This window comes from Marinobacterium ramblicola (assembly GCF_019084545.1).
Taxonomy (GTDB): Bacteria; Pseudomonadota; Gammaproteobacteria; order Pseudomonadales; family Balneatricaceae; genus Marinobacterium_D; species Marinobacterium_D ramblicola.
In genome coordinates, this window is record NZ_JAHREP010000027.1 from 50,915 (window position 1) to 73,419 (window position 22,505).

The 22,505-nt window shown below is 60.4% G+C and carries 19 protein-coding genes and 1 other RNA gene; 12 read left to right on the forward strand and 8 right to left on the reverse strand.

Going from position 1 to position 22,505, the window contains the following annotated elements; translation table 11 throughout:
• Nucleotides 1-9 precede the first annotated feature (9 nt).
• Nucleotides 10-107, forward strand: an RNA gene (gene ffs, locus KQ940_RS18495) — signal recognition particle sRNA small type.
• A 56-nt stretch (nucleotides 108-163) separates the two neighbouring features.
• On the opposite strand, the gene KQ940_RS18500 is transcribed toward ffs, so the two are convergent.
• Complete coding sequence (locus KQ940_RS18500) at nucleotides 164-1,096, reverse strand: LysR family transcriptional regulator (RefSeq protein WP_217415340.1); 933 nt, start codon at nucleotides 1,094-1,096, stop codon at nucleotides 164-166.
• A gap of 147 nt (nucleotides 1,097-1,243) precedes the next feature.
• Here KQ940_RS18500 and KQ940_RS18505 point away from each other — a divergent pair, with 147 nt between their 5' ends.
• A complete protein-coding gene (locus tag KQ940_RS18505; protein ID WP_217415342.1) occupies nucleotides 1,244-2,893 on the forward strand; it encodes a thiamine pyrophosphate-dependent enzyme in 1,650 nt (549 codons plus the stop codon).
• Here KQ940_RS18505 and KQ940_RS18510 read toward each other — a convergent pair whose 3' ends face one another.
• Complete coding sequence (locus KQ940_RS18510; RefSeq protein ID WP_217415343.1) at nucleotides 2,894-3,919, reverse strand: sensor domain-containing diguanylate cyclase; 1,026 nt, start codon at nucleotides 3,917-3,919, stop codon at nucleotides 2,894-2,896.
• A gap of 272 nt (nucleotides 3,920-4,191) precedes the next feature.
• On the opposite strand from KQ940_RS18510, the gene dnaX reads away from it, so the two are divergent.
• From dnaX to KQ940_RS18540, 6 genes are read left to right on the forward strand one after another with little or no spacing between them, the layout of a single operon-like run.
• Nucleotides 4,192-6,192 carry a DNA polymerase III subunit gamma/tau gene (gene dnaX / locus KQ940_RS18515; protein WP_217415345.1) on the forward strand — a complete coding sequence of 667 codons (2,001 nt, stop codon included), beginning with the start codon at nucleotides 4,192-4,194 and terminating at the stop codon, nucleotides 6,190-6,192.
• A 20-nt stretch (nucleotides 6,193-6,212) separates the two neighbouring features.
• Nucleotides 6,213-6,539, forward strand: coding sequence for a YbaB/EbfC family nucleoid-associated protein (locus KQ940_RS18520; RefSeq protein WP_188745259.1), 327 nt, complete (start codon nucleotides 6,213-6,215; stop codon nucleotides 6,537-6,539).
• A 2-nt stretch (nucleotides 6,540-6,541) separates the two neighbouring features.
• On the forward strand, nucleotides 6,542-7,141 hold the full coding sequence (recR, locus tag KQ940_RS18525; RefSeq protein WP_217415347.1) for a recombination mediator RecR: 600 nt from the start codon (nucleotides 6,542-6,544) through the stop codon (nucleotides 7,139-7,141).
• 35 nt (nucleotides 7,142-7,176) lie between these two features.
• A complete protein-coding gene (gene rnd, locus KQ940_RS18530) occupies nucleotides 7,177-8,361 on the forward strand; it encodes a ribonuclease D (RefSeq protein ID WP_217415348.1) in 1,185 nt (394 codons plus the stop codon).
• A 1-nt stretch (nucleotide 8,362) separates the two neighbouring features.
• Nucleotides 8,363-8,650, forward strand: coding sequence for a YcgL domain-containing protein (locus KQ940_RS18535; RefSeq protein ID WP_217415349.1), 288 nt, complete (start codon nucleotides 8,363-8,365; stop codon nucleotides 8,648-8,650).
• 2 nt (nucleotides 8,651-8,652) lie between these two features.
• Nucleotides 8,653-9,090 carry a YcgN family cysteine cluster protein gene (locus tag KQ940_RS18540; RefSeq protein ID WP_217415351.1) on the forward strand — a complete coding sequence of 146 codons (438 nt, stop codon included), beginning with the start codon at nucleotides 8,653-8,655 and terminating at the stop codon, nucleotides 9,088-9,090.
• Nucleotides 9,091-9,204: 114 nt separating this feature from the next.
• Here the strand turns inward: KQ940_RS18540 and rpsA are convergent, their stop codons facing one another.
• From rpsA to KQ940_RS18555, 3 genes are all read right to left on the reverse strand, one after another.
• Entirely contained in the window at nucleotides 9,205-10,887 is a 1,683-nt protein-coding gene (gene rpsA, locus KQ940_RS18545) for a 30S ribosomal protein S1 (RefSeq protein WP_217415353.1), read from the reverse strand.
• Between the two features lie 195 nt (nucleotides 10,888-11,082).
• Entirely contained in the window at nucleotides 11,083-11,871 is a 789-nt protein-coding gene (locus tag KQ940_RS18550) for a hypothetical protein (protein WP_217415354.1), read from the reverse strand.
• Between the two features lie 7 nt (nucleotides 11,872-11,878).
• Nucleotides 11,879-13,960 carry a carboxy terminal-processing peptidase gene (locus KQ940_RS18555; protein WP_217415356.1) on the reverse strand — a complete coding sequence of 694 codons (2,082 nt, stop codon included), beginning with the start codon at nucleotides 13,958-13,960 and terminating at the stop codon, nucleotides 11,879-11,881.
• A gap of 168 nt (nucleotides 13,961-14,128) precedes the next feature.
• On the opposite strand from KQ940_RS18555, the gene KQ940_RS18560 reads away from it, so the two are divergent.
• The 4 genes from KQ940_RS18560 to KQ940_RS18575 all read left to right on the forward strand — a co-directional run bounded on the left by KQ940_RS18560 (nucleotide 14,129) and on the right by KQ940_RS18575 (nucleotide 18,648).
• Nucleotides 14,129-14,689, forward strand: coding sequence for an FKBP-type peptidyl-prolyl cis-trans isomerase (locus tag KQ940_RS18560; RefSeq protein WP_217415358.1), 561 nt, complete (start codon nucleotides 14,129-14,131; stop codon nucleotides 14,687-14,689).
• 1 nt (nucleotide 14,690) lies between these two features.
• A complete protein-coding gene (locus tag KQ940_RS18565) occupies nucleotides 14,691-15,980 on the forward strand; it encodes a M18 family aminopeptidase (RefSeq protein ID WP_217415359.1) in 1,290 nt (429 codons plus the stop codon).
• 134 nt (nucleotides 15,981-16,114) lie between these two features.
• Nucleotides 16,115-17,602, forward strand: coding sequence for a glutamate-cysteine ligase family protein (locus tag KQ940_RS18570; protein WP_217415361.1), 1,488 nt, complete (start codon nucleotides 16,115-16,117; stop codon nucleotides 17,600-17,602).
• A complete protein-coding gene (locus KQ940_RS18575; RefSeq protein WP_217415362.1) occupies nucleotides 17,599-18,648 on the forward strand; it encodes a M14 family metallopeptidase in 1,050 nt (349 codons plus the stop codon). Before KQ940_RS18570 ends, KQ940_RS18575 begins: the two co-directional genes overlap by 4 nt.
• Nucleotides 18,649-18,666: 18 nt before the next feature.
• On the opposite strand, the gene KQ940_RS18580 is transcribed toward KQ940_RS18575, so the two are convergent.
• The 3 genes from KQ940_RS18580 to KQ940_RS18590 form a co-directional block, all read right to left on the reverse strand.
• Nucleotides 18,667-19,719, reverse strand: a complete 1,053-nt coding sequence (locus KQ940_RS18580) for an alkene reductase (RefSeq protein ID WP_217415363.1) — start codon at nucleotides 19,717-19,719, stop codon at nucleotides 18,667-18,669.
• Nucleotides 19,720-19,781: 62 nt separating this feature from the next.
• Nucleotides 19,782-20,090 carry an ArsR/SmtB family transcription factor gene (locus tag KQ940_RS18585; RefSeq protein ID WP_217415364.1) on the reverse strand — a complete coding sequence of 103 codons (309 nt, stop codon included), beginning with the start codon at nucleotides 20,088-20,090 and terminating at the stop codon, nucleotides 19,782-19,784.
• Between the two features lie 114 nt (nucleotides 20,091-20,204).
• Nucleotides 20,205-22,310 carry a NosR/NirI family protein gene (locus tag KQ940_RS18590; protein WP_217415366.1) on the reverse strand — a complete coding sequence of 702 codons (2,106 nt, stop codon included), beginning with the start codon at nucleotides 22,308-22,310 and terminating at the stop codon, nucleotides 20,205-20,207.
• Nucleotides 22,311-22,505: the final 195 nt, after the last annotated feature.

Sequence of the window (22,505 nt, forward strand, 5' to 3'; positions counted from 1 at the left end):
TGGTGGCTCCGCCGGTCCTCTCGCAACGATACACCGTGAACCTGGTCAGGCCCGGAAGGGAGCAGCCACAGCGGTTGACTCGTGTGCCGGGATGTCGGCTGGTGGAGCCACCCCCAGTTTCCCCCTCCCTCCGACTACTGGCCTGATTTATTCCGTTTCTTGGCTAGCGATTGATCGGCGTACCGATCCAGTGCCGGGCCAGATTCTCCTGCTGCACACACTCCCTGATCACCTCCATCATCTTGATGGTTCTAAGGCGAAGCGGTTTCCTGGCATCGACGGCCAGGTATACATCGCGCAGCACCTCGGGATTGACGATCTTGTAGCCCTCTACCTCGCCGCGCTCCTCGAGATGATAGAAGGCGGAGGAGGGCAGAATAATGGTGCACAGTCCTTGGGCGGAAAATCTCAGTCCGGTCAGCAGCTGGCCGTAGGGACGCTTCTTGCGCAGGCTGATTCCGGTGGCTTTTTCGTAGCGGGCGGTGATGTAACCCAGAGACTCCTTCTCCGAGGTCATCACGATCTCGTGATCCGCCAGCGCGGCGAAATCGATCTCCTTGTCTGGGGTTTTCAGTGTGCCCGGTTTGCAGACAAAGAATAGATTTTCCTTGATCAGCGGATATTTGATTATGTCCGGGTCCTTCTGGCCATCCTCATAAATAATCGCCAGATCGGCTTCGCCGCTGGTTAATAGCTTTTTGACGTCGTATGAGAGTCCGGTTCTGAGATCGAGGTCGATACCGGGGTATTTTCTCTCCAGCGCCCGGAACAGGGGCAGGGCGAGAATATTGTCGGTGGCCTGATTCATGGCGACGACGAAGGTACCCTGGATACTCTTGTTCAGGTCGGATATCTCCTCCAGCGCCTGCTCCATCTGCCGGACCACCGCAGTGGCGTGGAAATGGAACAGTTCGCCGGCATCGGTCAGCCGCACGCCGCCGTGCCCGCGGGTGAACAGGTCGGTGCCCACTTCATGTTCCAGCTTGGAGATCTGGATGCTCAGTGCCGGCTGCGCCACGTCCAGTGTTCTTGCCGCGGCGGCGATGCTGCCGTGTTCGGCGATGCTGAGGAAAAACTTCAGCTGCTTGATGTTCATTGGCACCTCGCGAAAGGGGATCTCGGACCGGTATCTAAAAGGCTATAACGTTTTGATTATACCCGATGCAGCGAAACGATACTTCCGGGCACTGTAGGCGCTCTCTATCATCGCTCGAAGATAATTTATAAAGCGTTTTGGTGTGTTATGAAAAAAATAACTGGCGGCGAGGCGATTATCGAATCCGTTATTGCAAACGGTGTCGATACCATTTTCGGCATTCCCGGAGCCCAGATCTATCCGCTGTTCGATGGCATCTACAAGCAGAAGCTCAACCTGATCGTGCCGCGGCATGAGCAGAGTGCGGCGTATATGGCGATGGGCTATGCGAAATCCAGCGGCAAGACCGGCACCTTTGCCGTCGTGCCCGGCCCCGGAGTTCTGAATACCGCCGCGGCGTTGTGCACGGCGATGGGCAACTGCAGCCCGATCGTCGGGCTGACCGGTCAGGTGCCGAGCAGCTTTGTCGGCAAGGGGCGCGGGCATCTGCATGAGCTCAAGGACCAGGCGGGCACGCTAAGGTCGATCATCAAGGACGCGTTCACCATCGATAATCCTCAACAGACCTCCGACATAGTCAATCGCGCCTATGATACCGCGCGCAGCGGACGCCCCGGTCCGGTCAGCATCGAGATGTGCTGGGATACCATGGCGGCGGTGGATGAGTTCGATATCCAGGCACCGAGCGGTGCCGAACCGAGCGCCCCTGAGCTGGATCTGGATAGCCTCCGGGCGGCGGCCGAGCTGATCGCCAAGGCGCGCAAGCCGATGATCATGTGCGGCGCCGGAGCGCTGCATGCGGCGGAGGCGGTCGGGGCATTGGCCGAGCTGCTAAGCGCGCCGGTGACCGGGTTCCGCAGCGGGCGTGGTGTCGTCTCCGAAGACCATCCGCTCGGCGTGGGACCGGTGGCTGCCAGGCAGCTGTGGGACGATTGCGACCTGTTGATCGGCGTCGGTTCGCGGTTGGAGATGCCCTATATGCGCTGGGGCGACTATATGCAGTATGAGCAGAAGCCGAGCGGGGGGCCGAAACTGATCCGCATCGATATTGATCCGGCGCAGATGGCGATCTTCTCCCCGGATGTGGGCCTGATCGCCGATTCCGCCGATGCCTGCCGGGCGCTGTATAATCTGCTGCAGGACCGGGTCAAGCCGGATCCGCGACGTATCGACAAGATCGCGACGGCGAAGGTGATCGCCTGGCAGGCGATCCAGAAGGTGCAGCCGCAGCTCTCCTACCTGAGCGTGATTCGTGACGTGCTGCCGCGGGACGGCTTCTACGTGCCGGAGCTGTCGCAGATGGGGTTTGCGACCTGGATCGGCGGTCTGCCGGTCTATGCGCCGCGCACCTTTATCGACAGCGGCTATCAGGGCACCCTCGGTTTTGGCTTCCCGACCGCGCTCGGGGTCAAGGTAGCCAATCCGGACAAGGCGGTGGTCTCGGTCTGCGGTGACGGCGGCTTCATGTTTGGTGCCCAGGAGCTGATGACGGCGGTCGAGTTCAACATCGGTTTGGTCACCATCGTCGTCAACAACAACTCCTACGGCAATGTGCGCCGGGATCAGCAGTTGGGGTACGGCGCGCGCTACTCCGGCTCCGAGCTGATGACCCCCGATTTCGTCAAGTTGGCCGAGAGCTTCGGTGCCGCCGGTCATCGCGTGCAGACGCCGGAGCAGCTGAAGCCGGTTTTGGAGAGATGTATCGCGCTGAATCAGCCATGTTTGATTGAAGTGCAGTGCGAGCGTGGAGAGGAGGTCTCAGCCTGGGAGTTTATCCACCCTCAGGGCAGGCTTTAATTACAGCTGGGGTGGTTCAGGATATCCCGCCTGGCTATCCTTGCTCAGCAATATCCGGTTGCGCCCGCCGCGCTTGGCTTCATACAGAGTCGCGTCGGCGCGCCTGAGCAGCCTGTCGTAGTCGTCATCCGGACATAATCGGGTGACGCCGCCGCTGAGCGTCAGCCGCAACTCCGATCCATCTGCGGTTTTGAACCGGGTATCACAGAACGCCTGGTGGATACGTTTGGCTGCCCTCAGGGCGGCTTGTTCGTCGATAAACGGCATCAGGATGATGAACTCCTCGCCGCCGTAGCGGAAGCCGTCGTCGGAGGCGCGCAGGTTGTGGCGAATGATGCTGGCGAAACGCTTCAGGACCTCATCGCCGAACAGGTGGCCCCAGGAGTCGTTGACCTCCTTGAAATGATCCAGATCCAGCATTACCAGCGCCATTGGCTGGTCGTAACGTTTGCACAGCTTGATCTGCCGATTGATTTCGCGCCGCAGTTGACGGGCGTTGAACAGCTGTGTGAGGTCGTCGATCTGGCTTAGCTGGCGGTAGCGACTCTCGTTTTTGCGCAACTCCTGTTCGGCGGATTTACGCTCGGTAATGACAACCAGGGTCTCGATGGCGCCGACGATCTGCTGTTCGCCATCCAGCAGCGGTGCCGCGGTGAAGGATAACCACTCACCACCCTTGCCGATATCCGGGAAAAAGTCCTCGGCGACATAGGCACCTTCGATCAGGTCCGAGGGCTGGTACTTGCCGGGATAGTGCTTGTCCAGCATATCCGGCGGGGCGTGGTCGACAATCAGGTCGGCCAGGGTTGGACGCTGGTGCGAGTAGAAAGGCATCCACTGGTTGCGGGTGCCGATCATCTGTTCTGCCGGCAGGCCCGATGCGCGTGCCAGCGCGAGGTTCCAGTGCGTGATCAGATGCTCGGCATTGATGGCGAACGCAGGAATCGCCAGCTTGTTGATCAGTTCTTCGGGTGTGAAAGGCGATATCCCGTCACCTGCACTGTGCCGCTCTTCGGCTTCAGACATTGCCGGGTTGGATCGCTGACAAGATGGATTCGACGATGAGCTCATAAGTGGAGGTTGGTACGACCTGTTTTGCCCTGAGGGGGTGCCAGATTGACTATCTGCCCGCTACGTTAAATTTTATCCATTATATGTTTAGGGTTAATGATGGGCAGTTATATATTGGTAGCAGTAGTACTGGAATAAAGCAGCAGGCGATGCTAACGACTCAGGGCTGGGGGCGTGTTAATATCTGCGCCTTGCATAGAGATCAGACGCAAGCTGCACGAGGCACAATGAGCTATCAGGTTTTGGCACGAAAATGGCGGCCTCGCCGTTTTCAGGAGATGGTGGGGCAGGAACATGTTCTCAAGGCGCTAGTCAACGCGCTGGATGACGACCGCCTTCATCATGCCTATCTGTTCACAGGGACGCGTGGGGTCGGTAAAACGTCGATTGCCCGCTTGTTTGCCAAATCGCTTAACTGCGAGCAGGGGGTCTCTTCTGAGCCCTGCGGCCAGTGTACCGCCTGTCGTGAAATCGCCGAGGGGCGGTTTGTCGACCTGATAGAGGTTGACGCGGCATCGCGGACCAAGGTGGAGGATACCCGCGAGCTGCTGGAAAACGTGCAGTACGCGCCAACCCACGGCCGGTTCAAGGTGTACCTGATCGACGAGGTGCACATGCTCTCCAGCCACTCCTTCAATGCGCTGTTGAAAACGCTGGAGGAGCCGCCACCGCACGTTAAATTCCTGCTTGCGACGACCGATCCGCAAAAGCTGCCGGTGACCATCCTGTCCCGCTGTCTGCAGTTCAACCTGAAGAATCTGGTGCCGGAGCGTATCGTCAGCCACCTCAAGCATGTGCTCGGGGAGGAGACGATCCGCTTTGAAGAGCCCGCGCTGTGGTTGCTGGCGCGCTCGGCGGACGGTTCCATGCGCGACGCACTCAGCCTGACCGATCAGGCGATCGCTTTCGGTGCCGGCAGTGTCACCGAGAACGATGTGCGGGCGATGCTCGGCACCATCGATCAGAGACTGGTCTACCGCATGCTGGAGGCGATCGCCAGCCATGACGGTGCCGAGGTGCTGGCCGCCAGCGCCGAACTCGCCGGTTTTTCACCCGATTACGCCGGTGTGCTGGGTGAGCTGATCAGCCTGTTGCACCGTGTCGCGTTGGCGCAGGCGGTGCCCGAGGCGGTCGATAACAGTCTGGGTGACCTGGAACAGGTACGTGAGCTCGCGTCCAGAATGCGGGCCGAAGATGTTCAGCTCTACTACCAGATCGCGGTAATGGGGCGCAAGGACCTGCCGTTCGTACCCCATGCCCGGGAAGGGCTGGAGATGATCCTGTTGCGTATGCTGGCGTTTCGTCCCGCTGGCGCTGCGGCCGCGCCCGTTCCGGCGCCTTCGCCGCAGAGTGCATCGGACAAACCGGCTCCGACGCCCGCTGCGCCGATGTCGAGTGCGCCGGCGTCGACAGCGCCGCCGCCGATCTCCAGGCCTGACGCGCCGGCTCAGCAGCCGCAACCCTCTCAGCCGCCGCAACCTCAGCCAGTGCCTGAGCCGATCCGCCAGGAGGCCCCTAAGCCACCAGCGGCGCCGCGGGAGCCTTATGCGCCCCCGGTAATGGAAGAGCCGCCGATGATGGATGAGCCTCCACCCTGGGATGAATATGATGCGGCACCCGTAGGTGCGGCACCCGTTGAGGCGACCGCTGTCGGGGAGATCGCGCCGGTAAAAAAGCCTGAGGCTGCAGCCGCGCCGCAAGAGGCGGCGGCAGCCGTTTTCGAGCCCGTCAGTCCGACAGAGCGGCAGGAGCCAGCCCAGGTAACCGTGGCTGCGGCGATGCCACGGGCAGTGCCGTTTGGTGAAACCTACCCGCCCATGCCTGAGCGTGTGGAGGCGTTGGCTCCTGAGCACTGGATCGCGCTGGTCGCTGAACTCGGTTTGACCGGTATGACCGACAGTCTGGCACGCGCCTTGTCGCTGGAGCAGGTCAGTGAGACCAGGCTCTGTTTCCACTACAGCGCCGAGCAGGATGCGCTGTTGAACGAAACCCAACGCAGCCGCATTGCCGATGCCTTGCACAGCCGCCTGGGAGCGCAGTTTCAGGTCGAATTCCGGGAAGCGGTGCAGACCCGGGAGACGCCTGCGCAGTATTCCGTTCGCCGGCGCCTGGAGCGTAAGGCGGAAGCGGTTGCCGCGCTGAAGGATGATCCGCTGGTACAGCAGATTATCGAGCAGTTCGGGGCACATATCGAAGAAGAATCTGTCACACCCTTAGACCCCTCCTGAATAATGCAGAGGAATCGAACATGATGAAAGGTGGCATGGGCAACCTGATGAAACAGGCCCAGAAGATGCAGGAAGAGATGCAGAAGGCGCAGGAGCGAATCGCCGCTGCAGAGGTAACCGGCGAGTCCGGTGCCGGCCTGGTCAGCGTAGTGATGAACGGCCGTCACGACGTGAAAAAGGTGTCTATCGATGACAGCCTGCTGGAAGAGGAGAAGGAGATCCTGGAGGATCTGATCGCCGCGGCGGTGAACGACGCGGTGCGCCGGATCGAACAGAATACCCAGGAGCAGATGGCTAAAGTGACCTCCGGCATGGGTATGCCGCCAGGCTTTAAGATGCCGTTCTGATCATGGCGTTCAGTCCGTTACTGCAGAATCTGGTGAGTGCCCTGCGCTGCTTGCCGGGAGTCGGGCCGAAGTCGGCTCAGCGTATGGCGCTGCACCTGTTGGAACGGGATCGCACCGGTGCCCTGGCGCTGTCCAGTGCATTGGTCGAGGCAGTTGAGAAGATCGGCGAGTGCAGTCGGTGTCGTACGCTGTCGGAAGAGTCTGTCTGTGAGATCTGTGCCAGTCAGTCGCGCGATCGTGCTCTGCTCTGCGTGCTCGAATCGCCGGTGGATATGATGGCGATCGAGCAGACTGGGGGCTTCAACGGTGTCTACTTTGTGCTTAAGGGGCACCTGTCGCCCATCGATGGCATAGGGCCGGAGGCGCTGGGGATCGATCAGCTGCTCGATCGCATCGATGAGGGGGAGGTGGCGGAACTGATACTTGCCACCAACCCCACGGTGGAGGGCGAGGCGACCTCGCACTATATCGCCGAGCAGCTGCGCGATCATCCTGTGCGGATTACCCGCATAGCGCACGGGGTGCCGGTCGGCGGTGAGCTGGAGTTTGTCGACGGCGGTACATTGGCGCACGCGCTGGCCGGACGTCGTTCGCTGCGATAGGGTTTTGTAATAGGGCCGTGTAATAGGGAGTTGAGATGACCCAAGAGACCGGGGCCTGGGATTGGCGCAGGCTGGAGGTGTCCGCCGCACAACCGACATGGATTCGTGACAGCCGCACGCTTGCTGAATACTGCCTGCGTTGGCGTCAACTGCCGATGGTTGCGCTGGATACCGAGTTTATGCGGGTAGACACCTTTTACCCGCGTCCCGGTCTGATTCAGTTGTCCGATCAGTTTGAATGCTATCTGATCGACCCGCTGTCGATCGAGGATTTCAGTGCATTCGTCGAGCTGCTCGCCGACAATTCAGTGCTTAAGGTGGTGCATGCCGGTAGTGAGGATCTCGAACTGTTTTTGAACAGTTACGGGGTGTTGCCCGAGCCGCTGTTCGATACTCAGGTGGCGGCTGCCTTTGCCGGTTGGGGCTTCAGTATGGGGCTGCAGCGTTTGGTCGCGCATGCGCTTGACGTGCAATTGGGCAAGGGCGAGACCACGTCCGACTGGCTGCAGCGGCCGCTGACACCGGAGCAGGAGCATTATGCCGCGCTGGATGTGGCCTACCTGCCGGCGATAGCGCTGGAGTTGCAGGCGCAGCTGAAGCAGTTGCAGCGTCTCGACTGGGTGCTTGAAGAGTGTTCGGACCAGCGTCTGGCAGTGATCGATACGGATCCGGACGGTTTGACCTATTATCAGCGTTTCAGTCAGGTGTGGAACATCTCCGACGTCAAGCGAGCGGGGTTGAGAGACCTCACCGCCTGGCGAGAGCGCGCTGCCCGCGCACGAGATGTGCCGCGCAACCGGTTGCTGCGCAACCAGCATCTGCTGGCCATCATCGAGCGTTGGCCGACGACGCTGCAAGCGCTGGGGCGGGTGCCGGAGATACGGCGCAAGGTGGTGCGCGAAGATGGTGAGGCGATTCTTGCCTGCCTGTTGAATGCCGAACAGTCGGCGGCGGCCAATCCGCCTGCGCCGATCCAGCGGCCTTTGCACTATGCCTGGAACAAGCGCATCAAGGCGCTGAAAGCCATCGGGCGAGAGGTTGCCGAGAATCAGGGTCTTGCCGTCGAGGTGTTGCTGCGCAAGCGTGATATCGATGCCTTGATCCAGAGCCGTGATGAGCAGGGCGGCTACAGCTTGCCGCCAACCCTGCAGGGCTGGCGGCGGGCGTTGGTCGGCGAGCGTTTGCTGGCGCGGTTGAACGAGTTTGAGCGAGAGAGTTGATATGAAAATCTGCAGTATCTACAAGAGTCCCCGTAAGGATGAGACGTATCTCTACGTGGACAAGCGTGAGGCGCTGACTCGCGTACCCGAGCCGCTGCTGGAGATGTTCGGCAAGCCGGTGCATGTGATGGATATGCCGCTGAAGAGCGATCGCAAGCTGGCACGGGTGGAATCCGAGAGGGTGCTTGAAGGGATAGAGGAGAAGGGATACTACCTGCAAATGCCGCCGCCGAAGGAGGAGTACATGCTCGACATTCACGTCAATCGGCCTGAAACGGGAGTGCGCTGAGCGTGTCTCAGGAGGTATTCTGGCGGCGCAAGACGCTGCAGGAGATGACGTCCAGCGAATGGGAGTCGCTCTGTGACGGTTGCGCGCTCTGCTGCCTGCACAAGGTGGAGGACGAGGATACCCAGGAGGTGTTCTATACCACCGTGTTGTGCCATCTGCTCGACAGGGAGAGCTGCAGCTGCACCGAGTATGAGCGCCGCTGCCAATTGGTGCCGAGCTGCGTCAAGCTGAGGCCGGAGGATGTGGAGGCGTTTCACTGGTTGCCGCCGACCTGCTCCTACCGGCTGATACATGAAGGCAAGGATCTGCCGGATTGGCATCCGTTGTTGACCGGTGATCGCAGCAGTGTGATCAAGGCGCGCGCTTCGGTGCTGAGCTATTACGAGGTGCTGGACAACGAGATTCACGAAGAGGAGTTGATCAACTTCGTGATCGATTGATCTCTCGGAAGGGACGCGCCGCTCTCGAACATCCATGTTCTCCGCGGCATACTGTACATCCTGCAGATAAAAAAAGAGCGCCGAAGCGCTCTTTTTTATTGCCTGATGAAAGACTTAGTCTTTCTGGCTAGCCATCTGCTGCTTGATCAGGTCGCCGATAGTGGTCGGACCGGCCACTTCAACTTCCTGGTTGCGCACAGCGTTCAGAGCTTCTTTCTCTTCAGCCTGGTCTTTCGCTTTGATCGACAGGTTGATCGCGCGGTTGCGACGGTCAACACCGGTGATCTTGGCTTCAACCATTTCGCCTACGGACAGAACGGAGCTTGCATCTTCAACGCGCTCAGAGGAGATCTCAGACACTTTCAGGATGCCTTCGATACCGTCGCCCAGATCGATGATAGCCGCTTTGGCATCAACGCTCTTGACCGGAGCGGTTACGATAGAGCCCTTCTGGTTGGTTGCCAGGTATTCGCTGAACGGATCGCTGGCCAGCTGCTTGATGCCCAGAGAGATACGCTCTTTCTCGGCGTCGATAGACAGGATAACCGCTTCGACTTCGTCGCCCTTCTTGAACTGACGCAGAGCGGCTTCGCCGTCGGCCTCCCAAGAGATGTCGGACATGTGGACCAGACCGTCGAGGTCGTTATCCAGACCAACGAAGATACCGAAGTCAGTGATGGTCTTGATGGTACCGCTGACACGGTCGCCGGCAGCGAACTGCTCAGAGAAGCCAACCCACGGATTCTGGGTGCACTGCTTGATACCCAGGGAGATACGGCGACGCTCTTCGTCGACGTCCAGGATCATCACTTCTACCTCGTCGCCGATCTGAACGATCTTGGACGGGTGGATGTTCTTGTTGGTCCAGGACATTTCGGACACGTGTACCAGGCCTTCGACGCCGTCTTCGATAGAAGCGAAGCAGCCGTAGTCGGTCAGGTTGGTGACGCGTGCAGCAACCTTGGCACCAGCCGGGTAGCGAGCCTTGATGTCATCCCACGGATCGGATGACAGCTGCTTCAGGCCCAGGGAGATGCGGCCGCTGTCCTTGTCGAACTTGATGATCTTGACGGTGATCTCGTCGCCCGGAGTCAGCATTTCGCTCGGGTGAGAGATGCGCTTCCACGCCATGTCGGTGATGTGCAGCAGGCCGTCAACGCCGCCCAGGTCGATGAACGCACCGTAGTTGGTGAGGTTCTTGACGTAACCCTTGGCAACCTGACCCTCTTCCAGGGTGGCGAGCAGCTCATCGCGCTGAGCGCTGTTGGCTTCCTGCAGCACGGCGCGGCGGGAAACAACGATGTTGTTGCGCTTCGGATCCAGCTTGATCAGCTTGAACTCCAGCTCTTTGCCTTCCAGGTGATCAACGTCGCGGATCGGGCGAACGTCAACCAGAGAACCCGGCAGGAAGCCCTGGATGTTGTTGATGCTGACAGTGAAGCCGCCTTTGACCTTACCAGAGATGTAACCCTTGACGGTCTCTTCAGCTTCAAACTTAGTCTGAAGAATCTCCCATGCTTCAGCACGCTTGGCTTTCTCACGGGACAGGCGGGTCTCACCGAAGCCATCTTCAACCGCTTCCAGCGCTACCTTGACGGTGTCGCCGATAGAGATTTCGAGTTCGTTGGCATCGTTGACGAACTGTGAACGGGGAATAACGGCTTCAGACTTGAGGCCGGCGTTCACGGTAACCCAGTCGCTGTCGATATCGACAACCTCACCCATGACCAGGGTGCCCGGAGTCATCGCTACGTTTTGGAGGGATTCTTCAAACAGTTCAGCAAAGCTTTCGCTCATGAAAATGTCCTATGCTTTGTGCCGCTTTCGCCGATTGGGGCTTGGCAGCTATCCAGCCTGTATCGTCAGCTATACAGGGTCGGTTATCGATAACACCCGCCATACCACCGCGCTGACGTAGGGGGTATGCAAGTGATAAAGTGGCAAGATTATACAGATCCGGCAGTACCATGAACAGCGAACATGGATGAAAAATCATCCGCTGCGAGCGCTAAGGCTGGCATTCATCTGCTCGCGCAGTGGCGTTTGGCAGGGGGGGAGGACAGTGTTGAGATCTTCCGCCAACGCCGATGGCAATCGCGTCGTATCGGGCTTTTCAAGCCATCTGGCGATAGTGCGTACCTCGTCGGGGGAGTTGGCGGCAATCTCTATGGCACTGCCGACACAAAAGGCATAGTTGATCAGGTCGTGCTCGACCAGGCGCTTGCGCGTCGGTGGGTCGATCAGCATTCGGTTGGCATCGATGAAGCGGCTATACTCGGTCAGTGCCGCCCCCGACATCATCTTGATCCAGAATTCGCTGAAGCGTTTGGCTTCGGGCAGTGCGCGCAAGCCCGCTTCCAGCTCGTTGCGGGTGCGCGCGAGCTCCTGCTCCAGTGTTTCGGGCGCGAACTGCTCGTTAATCTCCTTGTAGTGCTCCAGCTCGGCGATCTGCTGCTGCAGTTGATCTATCTCCAGTTGCAGCGCTTCGTTGTCTTTCAGCAGGCGCTCCTTGTCCTTCAGCAGGCCATGGATCACCTTCTCCACCGGGGTCAGATCATCCTCCGCGAATGTGGCCGGCAGTTGCTTTTGACCCAGCACGCCGGTGGATTCCGTATACGGGTTGGCGGGCATGATCTCGAAGCCGAACTTCTGCAGTATGTCGCGGTTCTCGTCATGCTGAGCCCGCATGGCCTGCCAGCCAAAATAGCCGCCTACGCCGAGTATCAGGATCAGGAGTGGTGCCGCGCACAGCGCAATTACTGCTTTTTTCGAGATTTTCATGCCCGGGTTAGCGCTCCAGTCGACTCTGGGCCGTGGCCTGGGGAGTGGTTAGATTGATCATGTCGAGCATGATATGGGCGCTTTCCTTGAGCAGCGCTTCAGCTTCAGGATTGATCGCTCGGCCCTGTTCATCCTTGGGCAGTGACTCCTCCAGTTCGGCCAGCGAATCTACCGTCTCCAGCCCCTTGGCCCGACGTCGACGGTTTTCGCTGCTCACCATCCACTCTTCCGCTTTCTCTCGCTCATCCTTCAAGGTGTTTTCGTTGAGCGATACGCGGCTGCTTCTTTTCTCCTTCAGGTGTTCGATCTGCTCGTTCATGAACAGGAAGTCGGGGTTCTTATCGGTACGCTGGTGGTGCAACTGGTTCAATGTCGGCAGCATATCGGTTAACGAGGGGAAGCGACCGTAACGCACCGGACGTACCTGGTCCCAGGGCAGCGCCGAGTCGAGCGAGCTTTCGCCGATCTCATTTTCGTCATACAGGGTCGGGAACTGAATGTCCGGATTGACCCCCTTGTGCTGGGTGCTTTCGCCGGAGATGCGGTAGAACTTGGAGTGGGTCATCTTGATCTGACCGTGATCGATCTCCTGCACCACCTGTACGGTACCCTTGCCGAAGGTGCGGCTGCCGACCACCAGACCACGCTGGTAGTCCTGAATCGCACCGGCAAAGATCTCCGAGGCGGAGGCGCTGAGGCGGTTGACGACGACGGTAAGCGGGCCATTCCAGGCCACTTCAGGGTTGAAGTCGCCGAGGATATCGACCCGGCCGTCCGGATCGCGGATCTGGACCGTGGGACCGCGGCTGATGAACAGACCCACCAGTTCGTTCGCTTCACGCAGTGAGCCGCCGCCATTGTCGCGCAGGTCGATGATCAGCCCTTCGACCTGTTGCGCCTTGAGTTCGTCGATCAGGGCGTGTACGTCGCGGGTGGTGCTCTTGTAGTTCGGATCGCCGCTCTGCAGTGCCTGGAAATCGATATAGAACGCCGGGATGCTGATAACGCCGATCTTATGCGTTCTGCCATCCTGCTCTATATCCAGCACCCGGCTCTTGGCGGCCTGCTCCTCCAGTTTGACCTTCGAGCGCACCAAACGAACGGTTTTGCGCATGGTCTGGTCCGCCGCATCCGACGGGATGATCTGCAGCCGCACCACGGTATCCTTGGGACCGCGGATCAGCTGCACCACGTCATCCAGGCGCCAGCCGACCACATCCTCGAACTCCCCGTCGTCGCCCTGGGCAACGCCGACGATCAGATCGGCGGGTTTGAGCTGACCGCTCTTCTCCGCAGGGCCCGCCGGTACCAGACTGACGATCTTGGTCATCTCATCCTGGCTCTGGAGTACGGCGCCTATACCCTCCAGTGACAAGCTCATGTTGATGCGGAAGCTCTCGGCACTGACCGGAGAGAAATACTGGGTGTGCGGGTCGAACTCGGCGGTCAGCGAATTGACGTAGGTCTGGAACACGTCCTCGCTTTTGGCCTGTTCTGCACGCTGTTTTTGCGAGCGGTAACGCTTGAGCAGAATCTCTCGCGCCTCGGCGACAGTTTTATCGGCAAGCTTGAGGCTGAGCAGGGCGTTTTTGATCCGTCGACGCCAGAGATCGTTCATCTCCTCGGCCGATTCGATCCAGGGGGCTTCCTTGCGATCCAGGTCGATCGACTCATCGAGGGTAAAGTCGTACTCCGCCGTGTCATCTTCAAGACGGCCGATGATGTAGTCCAAACGCTCCAGATTTCGCTGCTCGAAACGGTTGAATATGGTGTACGCCGCGCTCAGCTCGCCGCTCTTGATCTGGTCGTCCAGGCTGGTGCGCCACTTTTCGAACTCCGCCACGTCGGCGGCATAAAAGTAGCTGTGGCTGGGGTCCAGCGTATCGAGATAGCGATCAAACAACGCGCTGGAGAGCTCGTCATTGATATCGATTCGGTTGTAGTGTCCCCTTTGCAGCGTGTCGACCACCTCAAGCAATGTCTGCTTGTAGATCGGTTCCGGGTCCAGTCGCGCCTGTGCAGGCAGCGATATGAAGAGTGCAAACAGCAACGCCGGAAAAAGGGGAGTGAGCTTGAAACGATGTGTCATCGCAGGGAGAGGCTCCAGGTCGTTCGATTTGATAACTCTGACACGCAGTGCGATCGTCGAGTTCCGCCCGCCATCACCCGTTAAGGATAGACGTGGCAGGCTTCCGAGTGTAGTCAGCCCGATAACTAATGTAAAATCAGCGCTCTTTGTTCGTTTCAAGAGGTCGGAATGAAAACGCTGAGCCGTCGGAATCTACTGTGTTGTACCCTGGGTCTGGGGGCGGCCATTCTGCTGAGTGCCTGTGGCGAGGATCCGGAGGAGGCACGTTTTCGCCAGGAGTTGCTGGACAAGGCGCTGAACGATGACACGCGGCGGGCGGGCGATGCGTTTCTGGCCGAAAATGCCCACAACCCCGATGTCCTGGTCAAGCCCTCTGGACTGCAGTACAAGGTGATTCGCCAGGGCCAGGGGGCTCAACCGGGGCCCCGGGACGTGGTAGTCGTGCACTATGAGGGCACGCGCATCGATGGTGAGGTGTTCGACAGCTCCTATCAGCGCGGCAAGCCTGCCCGATTCCCGTTGAATCAGTTGATCCGGGGCTGGAGTGAAGGGCTCATGGATATGCGCGTCGGTGGCGAGCGGATGCTGTATCTGCCGGCCGATCTGGCGTATGGCGCGCGCAGCCCGTCGGTAATGATTCCCGCCAACTCGGCGCTGATATTCAGGGTGGAGCTGCTCGATATCGAGCAGGCGGGCGAGGCCGACAGCAAGCCGGCGACAGGAGGGTAAAATGGCGCAAACTGAATTCAACCGAGAGCTGATCGAATTTCTCGATGCATCACCGACCCCCTGGCATGCAGTCTCTTCGCTGGCGATATGCCTGCAGGCGGCGGGCTTTGTCGAACTCCGTGAGAGCCAGAGCTGGGCGCTGGAGCCGGGCCGGGGCTATTTCATCCGCCGCAACGGATCGTCGATCATCGCCTGGCGGCAGCCGTTGGACTCCGATATCGCCAGCACGGGCTGGCGTCTGGTCGGTGCGCATACCGACTCCCCCTGCCTCAGGGTCAAGCCGCAACCGGAACTGGTGCGCAAGGGCTACTTCCAGCTCGGAGTCGAGGTTTACGGCGGGGTGCTGCTAAACCCCTGGTTCGACCGCGACCTGTCGCTGGCTGGACGGGTCAGCTGGCGCGATGATGCCGGAGATCTACACAGCTCGTTGATCGATTTTGAGCGACCGGTGGCGATCATTCCGAGTCTGGCGATCCACCTTGATCGTGAAGCCAACTCCAGTCGGAACATCAACGCCCAGACCTTCCTGCCCGTGGTGATGGGGCAGGCGAAACAGAAACCGGAGTTCCGTGAGCTGCTGCGCGAGCACCTGACCAATAGCGGTGTCGAGGGCGTCAGCCGGGTACTCGATTACGAGCTCTGCTTCTACGATACTCAGGGGGCAGCGGAGCTGGGTTTGAACCGCGAGTTCATCGCCTCGGCCCGGCTCGACAACCTGCTCAGCTGCTTTATCGGCCTGCAAGCGCTGATCGACGCCGATGCGGGTCCCGGCCAGGTGCTGGTGTGCAACGATCACGAGGAGGTGGGCAGCATGAGTGCATCGGGCGCTCAGGGGCCGATGCTGAAGCAGTGGCTGGAGCGGGTGATGCCGGAAGCCGATGCGCGCAACCGGGCACTGGCGGCCTCAATGCTGATCTCGGCGGATAACGCCCACGGCGTGCACCCCAATTTCGCCGACCGGCATGATGATAACCACGGTCCGCTGCTCAACGCGGGGCCCGTGATCAAGACCAACGCCAATCAGCGTTACGCCAGCAATAGCGAAACCAGCGCGCTGTTCCGTCATCTCGCCGAGGAGCAGGGGGTCGAGGTGCAGAGCTTTGTGGTGCGCACCGATATGGCCTGCGGCAGCACCATCGGTCCGATCACCGCCGCCGAGCTGGGTGTACGCACCCTGGATATCGGTGTGCCGCAGTTTGCCATGCACTCGATCCGGGAGCTGGCGGGCAGCGGCGATGCGCAGGCTCTGTACCGGGTGTTGGTGCCGTTCCTGGAGCGTGAGCGGGTATAACACCCTCCCGGGATGGGTACGCTCCCCATCCCGTTCTTTCGAAACCGTTTTTGCTCCCTGTTTATTGATCTCGTTCGGTTGAGAACTGGCAGCGATGTGCCATCCTGAATGCAAAGGTTTGTGCAGGTGCTGCCATGGGACGAGCTATCGAAGATGCCGATTTCTCGGCCAGATCCATTCAGCAGTTTCAGCAACGACTCGATGAAGACCTGGAGGCGCTTGCCGCCGTTTTGAATCGGCCCGGATTTGGCAAGGGCGCCAGGACCTTCGGTGCCGAGCTGGAACTCTACATCGTCAATGCCCAGGGGCGCCCGGTCGGGCGCAATGCCGAGATACAGCAGAAGGTGGACGACCCCCAGGTCACGCTTGAGCTGAACCGGTACAACCTCGAATACAATCTGACCCCGGTACGCTTAAAGGGGCGCCCCTTCTCCTCGACCGAAGCGCAGATCCTCGATGCTATCGGTCGTTTGAGCGAGGCGGCAGAGGAGTATGGTGCGCATGTGGTGCCGATCGGTATATTGCCGACCTTGAAACGACGGGATTTCGGGCCGAGCAACATGACCGACCTGAAGCGCTATCACTGCCTGACCGAACGTCTGGCCAACCTGCGCGGTAAGTTGTTCTCGATCAAGATCAACGGCGAAGAGCCGGTGGAGTTGCGCTCGCGGGATCTGACCCTGGAGGGGGCCAACACCTCGTTGCAGCTGCACTACCGGGTCGAGCCCGCCGCCTACGCGCGTACCTTCAACGCGGTGCAGCTGGCGACGCCGCTGGTGCTGGGTATCGCCAGCAACTCCCCGTTCATGATCGGCCGCCGGCTCTGGCACGAGACCCGCATTCCGCTGTTCAAGCATGCCATCGACGGTTATACCCGGGACCTGCGCGATGCCCATCTGCCGTCGCGGGTTGACTTCGGTAACGGCTGGGTGCGCGAAGGTGTCTATGAGCTGTTTGCCGAAAATGTCTACCTGCATCCGCCTCTGCTGCCGATCTGTACCGGGGAGAAGCCGGGTCGGGTGGTCGAGGCCGGCGAGGTGCCTGAGCTGTTCGAACTGAAACTGCATCAGGGTACGGTCTGGCCCTGGAACCGAGCGATCTACGACTCCTGTGGCAAGGGACACCTGCGGATCGAGCTGAGGGCGTTACCGGCAGGTCCCAGCGCCTGCGATATGATGGCCAATGCCGCGCTGCTGATCGGACTGACCGAGGGCCTGGCGCCGCAGATGGCGCGTCTGATTCCGGCGATGCCCTACCAGACCCTGGTGTACAACTTCTATCGCGCGGCGCAGCAGGGGATGGGCGCGAAACTGCTCTGGCCAAAGGAGGAGGGGGGCGGCTTCGACGAGATGACGCCCGTCGAGCTGGTGCGTCGTCTGTTGCCCCTGGCCGAAACCGGCCTGTCGGCCATCGGTATCGACTCGGAAGAGAGCAGGCACTATCTGGATCTGATCCGGCAGCGGCTGGATGCCGGCACCAACGGTTCCAGTTGGCAACTGCGCCAGTTCTCTCGCCTGCATCGAAACATGCCCCGCCATCTGGCCCTCGGCAAGATGATGCGCGAGTATATGGAGAACAGTCGGCACAATCTGCCGATAGCACAGTGGAAGGATGTAGGGTGAGGATAGCGAGCGATCCGATACGAGTGCTGGAGGCCTCGGCCGCCAGCATCTGGGGTGATACGGAGGCGGAGTTTCTGACCCGCCTGGGGGGGGCTGCGCTGATTCTGATTCCCGGACAAGATCCAGGGCGCACCCGTGCCCTGTGCACGCTGCTGCATGGAAATGAGCCCTCCGGTACGCGAGCGCTGTACCGCTTCCTCAAAGAGGGGCACCAACCGTTGGTCAATCTGGCCTGCTTTGTTCCCGCGGTCGAGACCGCCCTGCACGAACAGCTTTTTCTGCACCGCTACATGCCCGGCGAGCGGGACATGAACCGTTGTTTCCGTCCGCCCTTCGACGACCGGCCGGGCGCGATTGCTGAACGGGTGCTGCAGCTGCTCGCAGAGCATCGGCCGGAGTGCGTGATCGATATCCACAACACCTCGGGCGCGGGTCCCGCCTTTGGCGTGGTGACCTACGAGGACCGTCAGCATGAGGCGCTGGTGTCGCTATTTACTGAGCATCTGGTGGTCAACGATCTGCGGCTGGGCGCGCTGATGGAGCTCAGCCGTCCCGAGTGCCCCATTATTACCATCGAGAGCGGCGGTGCCGGAGACCCGCGCTCGGACCGTATCGCCTATGAAGGGCTGCTGCGTTACGCCGGCATGGATAACGTGCTGGAGCTGCCGGCGGGCCATCACCTGGAGCTGTACCACAATCCGGCGCGTCTGGAGTTCGTTGACGGCGCGACACTGGCCTACGACACCCGTCCGGTGCCGGGTGTGGACCTGACGGTGCCGCCGGACCTGGAGCGCTACAACTTCGGTACCGCACCAGCGGGTACCTTCATCGGGTGGCTGGACGGACATGAAAGCCGTGCCCGGATCAGTGCCCGGGATGGCGCGGGGGTAGAGCGTCTGGATGATTGGTTTCAGGTCCGCGAGGGGCGGCTGGAAACCACTCAGCCGCTGAAGCTGTTCATGATCACCCATCGCAAGGATATTGCACTGAGCGATTGTCTGCTCTACGCGGCGCCCGAAACCGGGCACCGCTCCATCGACAGCTGATCAGCCTGGATCGGACTCTCAGGCGATTGCCGGATAGCTGACGTAACCTTCGGCCGAGGAGGCATAAAAGGTGCTGGGGTCCGGCGTGTTCAGCTCTGCGCCCTGCTTGAAGCGCAGGCTCAGGTCCGGGTTGGCGATGTAGGGCACGCCGAAGGCGATCGCATCGGCATTGCCGGCATCGACCCACTGATTGCCTGACTCCAGCGTAAAGCCTTCGTTGGCGATGTAGACGCCGCCGAACAACCGCTTCAGCTCTGGGCCCAGACTGTCTTCGCGGACTTTTTCGCGAGCGCAGATAAAGGCAATGCCTCGCTTGCCCAACTGCTGTGCCACGTAGGAGAAGGTGCCGCGCAGGTCGGAGTCCGACATGTCATGCGCGTCCGCCCTCGGTGAAAGGTGCACACCGACCCGGTCTGCGCCCCAGACACCGATCACCGCATCGGTCACCTCCAACATGAGGCGAGCGCGGTTTTCGATCGGGCCGCCATAGATGTCGGTGCGCTTGTTGCTGCCATCGAGCAGGAACTGCTCCAGCAGGTAGCCGTTGGCGCCGTGGATCTCGACACCGTCGAAGCCTGCTTCCTTGGCGTTGATCGCACCCTGGCGATAAGCCTCGATAATGCCCGGGATCTCATCGAGTTCCAGTGCCCGAGGGGTGACATACTCTTTCTGCGGCCGCACCAGGCTGACGTGTCCCGCCGGGCGTACGGCGCTGGGTGCTACCGGCAGCGCACCGTCCAGATAGAGCGGGTCGGAGATGCGACCGACATGCCAGAGCTGCAACACGATGCGACCGCCGCTGGCGTGCACGGTGTCGGTGATCTTTTTCCAGCCGGCGATCTGCTCTTCGGACCAGATGCCTGGTGTGTTGGGGTACCCCACGCCCATCGGGGTAACCGCGGTCGCTTCGGTGATGATCAGGCCGGCGTTGGCACGCTGACGATAGTACTCCACCATCAGCTCGCCCGGCACTCGGCCCGGTTCGGCCCGGCAGCGGGTCAGCGGAGCCATGACGATGCGGTTGGGCAGCTCAAGAGCGCCTACTGTCAGTGGTTGGAAAAGTGTACTCATCTAACGCCTCCTTGGACGGTGTTGGATTCGGGGCTTTCGCCTGCCGGCACCGCCGTCAGAGGTCAGAGGCTGGTGCTGATGGCGTCCAGAAAAGCCCGGATATTCGCTTCGTTACGCTTGTAATAGATCCATTGGCCGATCTTCTGTGTCTCCACTAGCCCCGCGCGCTGCAGTGTGGCCAGATGCGCGGAGGTGGTGGATTGGGAAAGACCGGTTTTCTTGTCGATCATGCCGGCACAGACCCCGCCATCGAGGGAGGTATGCTGCTCGGAGAACCAACGTTCCGGATCCTTAAGCCATGCCAAAATCTGGCGTCTGACCGGGTGGGCCAGGGCCTTGATGACGGCATCGAGTTCAGTCTTGTCTGTCATACTACGTATATCGCTAGTTTTCGAAATATATATCGGAATAATTCGATATACAATACTGTCCGATGATTATGTGGCCCGCAAAGCGGAATGTCGAGGTTGCGATGGCCACCGTATTCAGGAGGCCTTCGCGATCAGTTGCGAGGGGCGGCGCTTGCCCCGGCGCTGGTTGATCAGCGGCACGCACTGGTGATCGTCGCGATAGATCACCTCGCACTCCAGGCACTGGATACACTCGCGGTAGTTGATCTCGCCCGAGGGCTCGATGGCACGGACGCCGCAGCGGTGGGTGCAGAGCTGGCAGGGGCTGCCGCACTCGACACGGCGCGGCAGCCAGCGCAATAGATGAAAATGGCCGAGCACGGCAAACGCGGCGCCCAGCGGGCAGAGGTAGCGGCAGAAGAACTTGTGCACGAACAGGCCGGCCAGCAACAGCAGCGCGGTATAGATCACGAACGGCCACTCACGTACGAAGCTCATGGTGATCGCGGTCTTGAACGGCTCCACCTCGGCGCCGCGCTCGGCGGCACTGAGCGAGTAGAAGCTGACCGCGACCAGTCCGGCCAGAATCAGATATTTCAGCCCCCATAGACGGCGGTGGATCTGCACGGGGATACGCTTCTGGCGGATCTTCAGCTTGGTCGCCAGCTCGGCAACCATCTCCTGCAGCACACCGAACGGGCAGAGCCAGCCGCAGAAGTAGCCGCGTCCCCAGAGCACCAGCGTCAGCAGCACATAGCACCAGAGGATGGCGATCACCGGGTCGATCAGCAGGATCGAACCGCCCACATTGCCGCTGACCACCTGCAGGATGGTGAACAGGTTGGTGATCGACAGCTGGCCCTGGGTGATATAGCCGATAAACACCAGGGTGTAGAGCAGATAGCTCCAGCGGATCAGGCGGAAGCGCCGGGCCTCGGCGGTGACCCAGCGGTGACCCAGGATGATGGCGCTGAGCAGCGTCAGGCCCAGCAGCAGCACGGCGATCTTGCCCACCCGCTGCTGCCAGATCTGCAGCCAGAGCGGCGTGTCGTCCAGAGCTTCCTGCTCGCTGATGATGAAGAAGCGTTCGGGCAGCAGGTAGTCGGCGGCAAAGGTGCGGATTAGATCCGGCCGCAGATACCCCTGTTCACGACTGATCACCAGCTTCAGGGTCCAGGGTGAGGCGGGATCGAAGCCTGCACTGCTCTTGATCCGAAACAGCCTGATCTCATCGAAGTAGGGCAGGTCAGCCGGCAGTTGCGGATCCACCGCACTGTAAAAATCCAGATCGCGCAGTTCGATCTGGATGCCGTTCTGCTCCAGTGCCAGCCGGTCCGGTGGCGTGCCGCGCACGAAGTTGTCGCCGAGGATGGAGTAGGGGCCGGCATTCAATACCGCGATGGCGTGCTCGCCCGGCTCCAGTTTCTGCTCCATCAGGCGTGCGTAGTGTTCTGCACCGAGCAGGTAGCGGCCGATGGTCGGGGTGTTCAGATAAGCGACATTCAGGTCGATAAAGGTGTCACCCTTTGGCTCGGCAACCGGCTGATCGGTGAACGCGCCGTCGACCTGAGTCTCGCTCAGCTTCAGCTGTTGTGCCCACTGCTCATCGACCAGTCTGGACCAGTCGGCGGGCTCCTGAACGTCCATGCGCACCTGCGCCGGGGTGCTGCGGTGAGGAATCAAGCCGAGCTGCTGCGCCGCCTGGATGGCAGACAGCATCACGCTCTCATTCAGTACGATCGCCGATGCGGTGGCTTTGGTGATGCCGTCAATATAGACGTTGCTGCCGCTGCTCTTGTTGCGCACCGCGGCGCTGGTGATCTTGATCGTGTGGCGCAGATCCAGTCCCGGATACTGCTCGGTGAAGCGGTGCATCGGTTCCGGTCCCAGGCCGTGCAGGAAGATCGGTTCGTGGTGCTCCAGTACTTTCACGCCGCGGTAGATGCCATCGCGGTCGATGCCGATCAATAGCTGGTAGGGGGCGCCGGAGAAGCCCGGTAATTGCACATAGTCGCCGGAGAGAAAGGCGTAGCCGATCAATTCGGTCACCTGATAGACGGGCCAGACCGGGGGATCGGTCAGCTGGGGTTGTATCTCGGTGGCCTGGGGAAAGATCTGTTTGATCAAGGCCGGCAGGTCATGCTCGGTGGCCAGGGGGGCGGCCTGGCAGGCGCCGGCGCTCAGCCAAAGCGGTATCAACAGTAGCAGCAGTTGCGACCAGCGCCGAAAGCGGGCGTGCATGCCGGAGTCCTCGAATCCAATTCTATTATTCTTATCCTGACCATAGTGTCAGATCTGCGTTTGGCTGACTAAGGGTCGATGGGCGTAAATGGCGTACTACTTTCGGCGGGGAGTTTCCGCAGGGCAATCGCACTACGTAGCCACGATGCGTGCCGGTCCGGGCCGGTGGCACCGCTTCCGTGCGACACGCGATGA

What these genes read in the sequence shown, in the direction of transcription:
- KQ940_RS18535 (WP_217415349.1), top strand. Translation starts at nt 8,363, where the DNA reads ATGAAAATCTGCAGTATCTACAAGAGTCCCCGTAAGGATGAGACGTAT.
- KQ940_RS18550 (WP_217415354.1), bottom strand. Translation starts at nt 11,871, where the DNA reads ATGAAAATCTCGAAAAAAGCAGTAATTGCGCTGTGCGCGGCACCACTC.
- KQ940_RS18580 (WP_217415363.1), bottom strand. Translation starts at nt 19,719, where the DNA reads ATGAGTACACTTTTCCAACCACTGACAGTAGGCGCTCTTGAGCTGCCC.
- KQ940_RS18590 (WP_217415366.1), bottom strand. Translation starts at nt 22,310, where the DNA reads ATGCACGCCCGCTTTCGGCGCTGGTCGCAACTGCTGCTACTGTTGATA.
- KQ940_RS18510 (WP_217415343.1), bottom strand. Translation starts at nt 3,919, where the DNA reads ATGTCTGAAGCCGAAGAGCGGCACAGTGCAGGTGACGGGATATCGCCT.
- rnd (WP_217415348.1), top strand. Translation starts at nt 7,177, where the DNA reads ATGACCCAAGAGACCGGGGCCTGGGATTGGCGCAGGCTGGAGGTGTCC.
- dnaX (WP_217415345.1), top strand. Translation starts at nt 4,192, where the DNA reads ATGAGCTATCAGGTTTTGGCACGAAAATGGCGGCCTCGCCGTTTTCAG.
- KQ940_RS18555 (WP_217415356.1), bottom strand. Translation starts at nt 13,960, where the DNA reads ATGACACATCGTTTCAAGCTCACTCCCCTTTTTCCGGCGTTGCTGTTT.
- KQ940_RS18505 (WP_217415342.1), top strand. Translation starts at nt 1,244, where the DNA reads ATGAAAAAAATAACTGGCGGCGAGGCGATTATCGAATCCGTTATTGCA.
- KQ940_RS18585 (WP_217415364.1), bottom strand. Translation starts at nt 20,090, where the DNA reads ATGACAGACAAGACTGAACTCGATGCCGTCATCAAGGCCCTGGCCCAC.
- KQ940_RS18565 (WP_217415359.1), top strand. Translation starts at nt 14,691, where the DNA reads ATGGCGCAAACTGAATTCAACCGAGAGCTGATCGAATTTCTCGATGCA.
- rpsA (WP_217415353.1), bottom strand. Translation starts at nt 10,887, where the DNA reads ATGAGCGAAAGCTTTGCTGAACTGTTTGAAGAATCCCTCCAAAACGTA.
- recR (WP_217415347.1), top strand. Translation starts at nt 6,542, where the DNA reads ATGGCGTTCAGTCCGTTACTGCAGAATCTGGTGAGTGCCCTGCGCTGC.
- KQ940_RS18500 (WP_217415340.1), bottom strand. Translation starts at nt 1,096, where the DNA reads ATGAACATCAAGCAGCTGAAGTTTTTCCTCAGCATCGCCGAACACGGC.
- KQ940_RS18570 (WP_217415361.1), top strand. Translation starts at nt 16,115, where the DNA reads ATGGGACGAGCTATCGAAGATGCCGATTTCTCGGCCAGATCCATTCAG.
- KQ940_RS18520 (WP_188745259.1), top strand. Translation starts at nt 6,213, where the DNA reads ATGATGAAAGGTGGCATGGGCAACCTGATGAAACAGGCCCAGAAGATG.
- KQ940_RS18560 (WP_217415358.1), top strand. Translation starts at nt 14,129, where the DNA reads ATGAAAACGCTGAGCCGTCGGAATCTACTGTGTTGTACCCTGGGTCTG.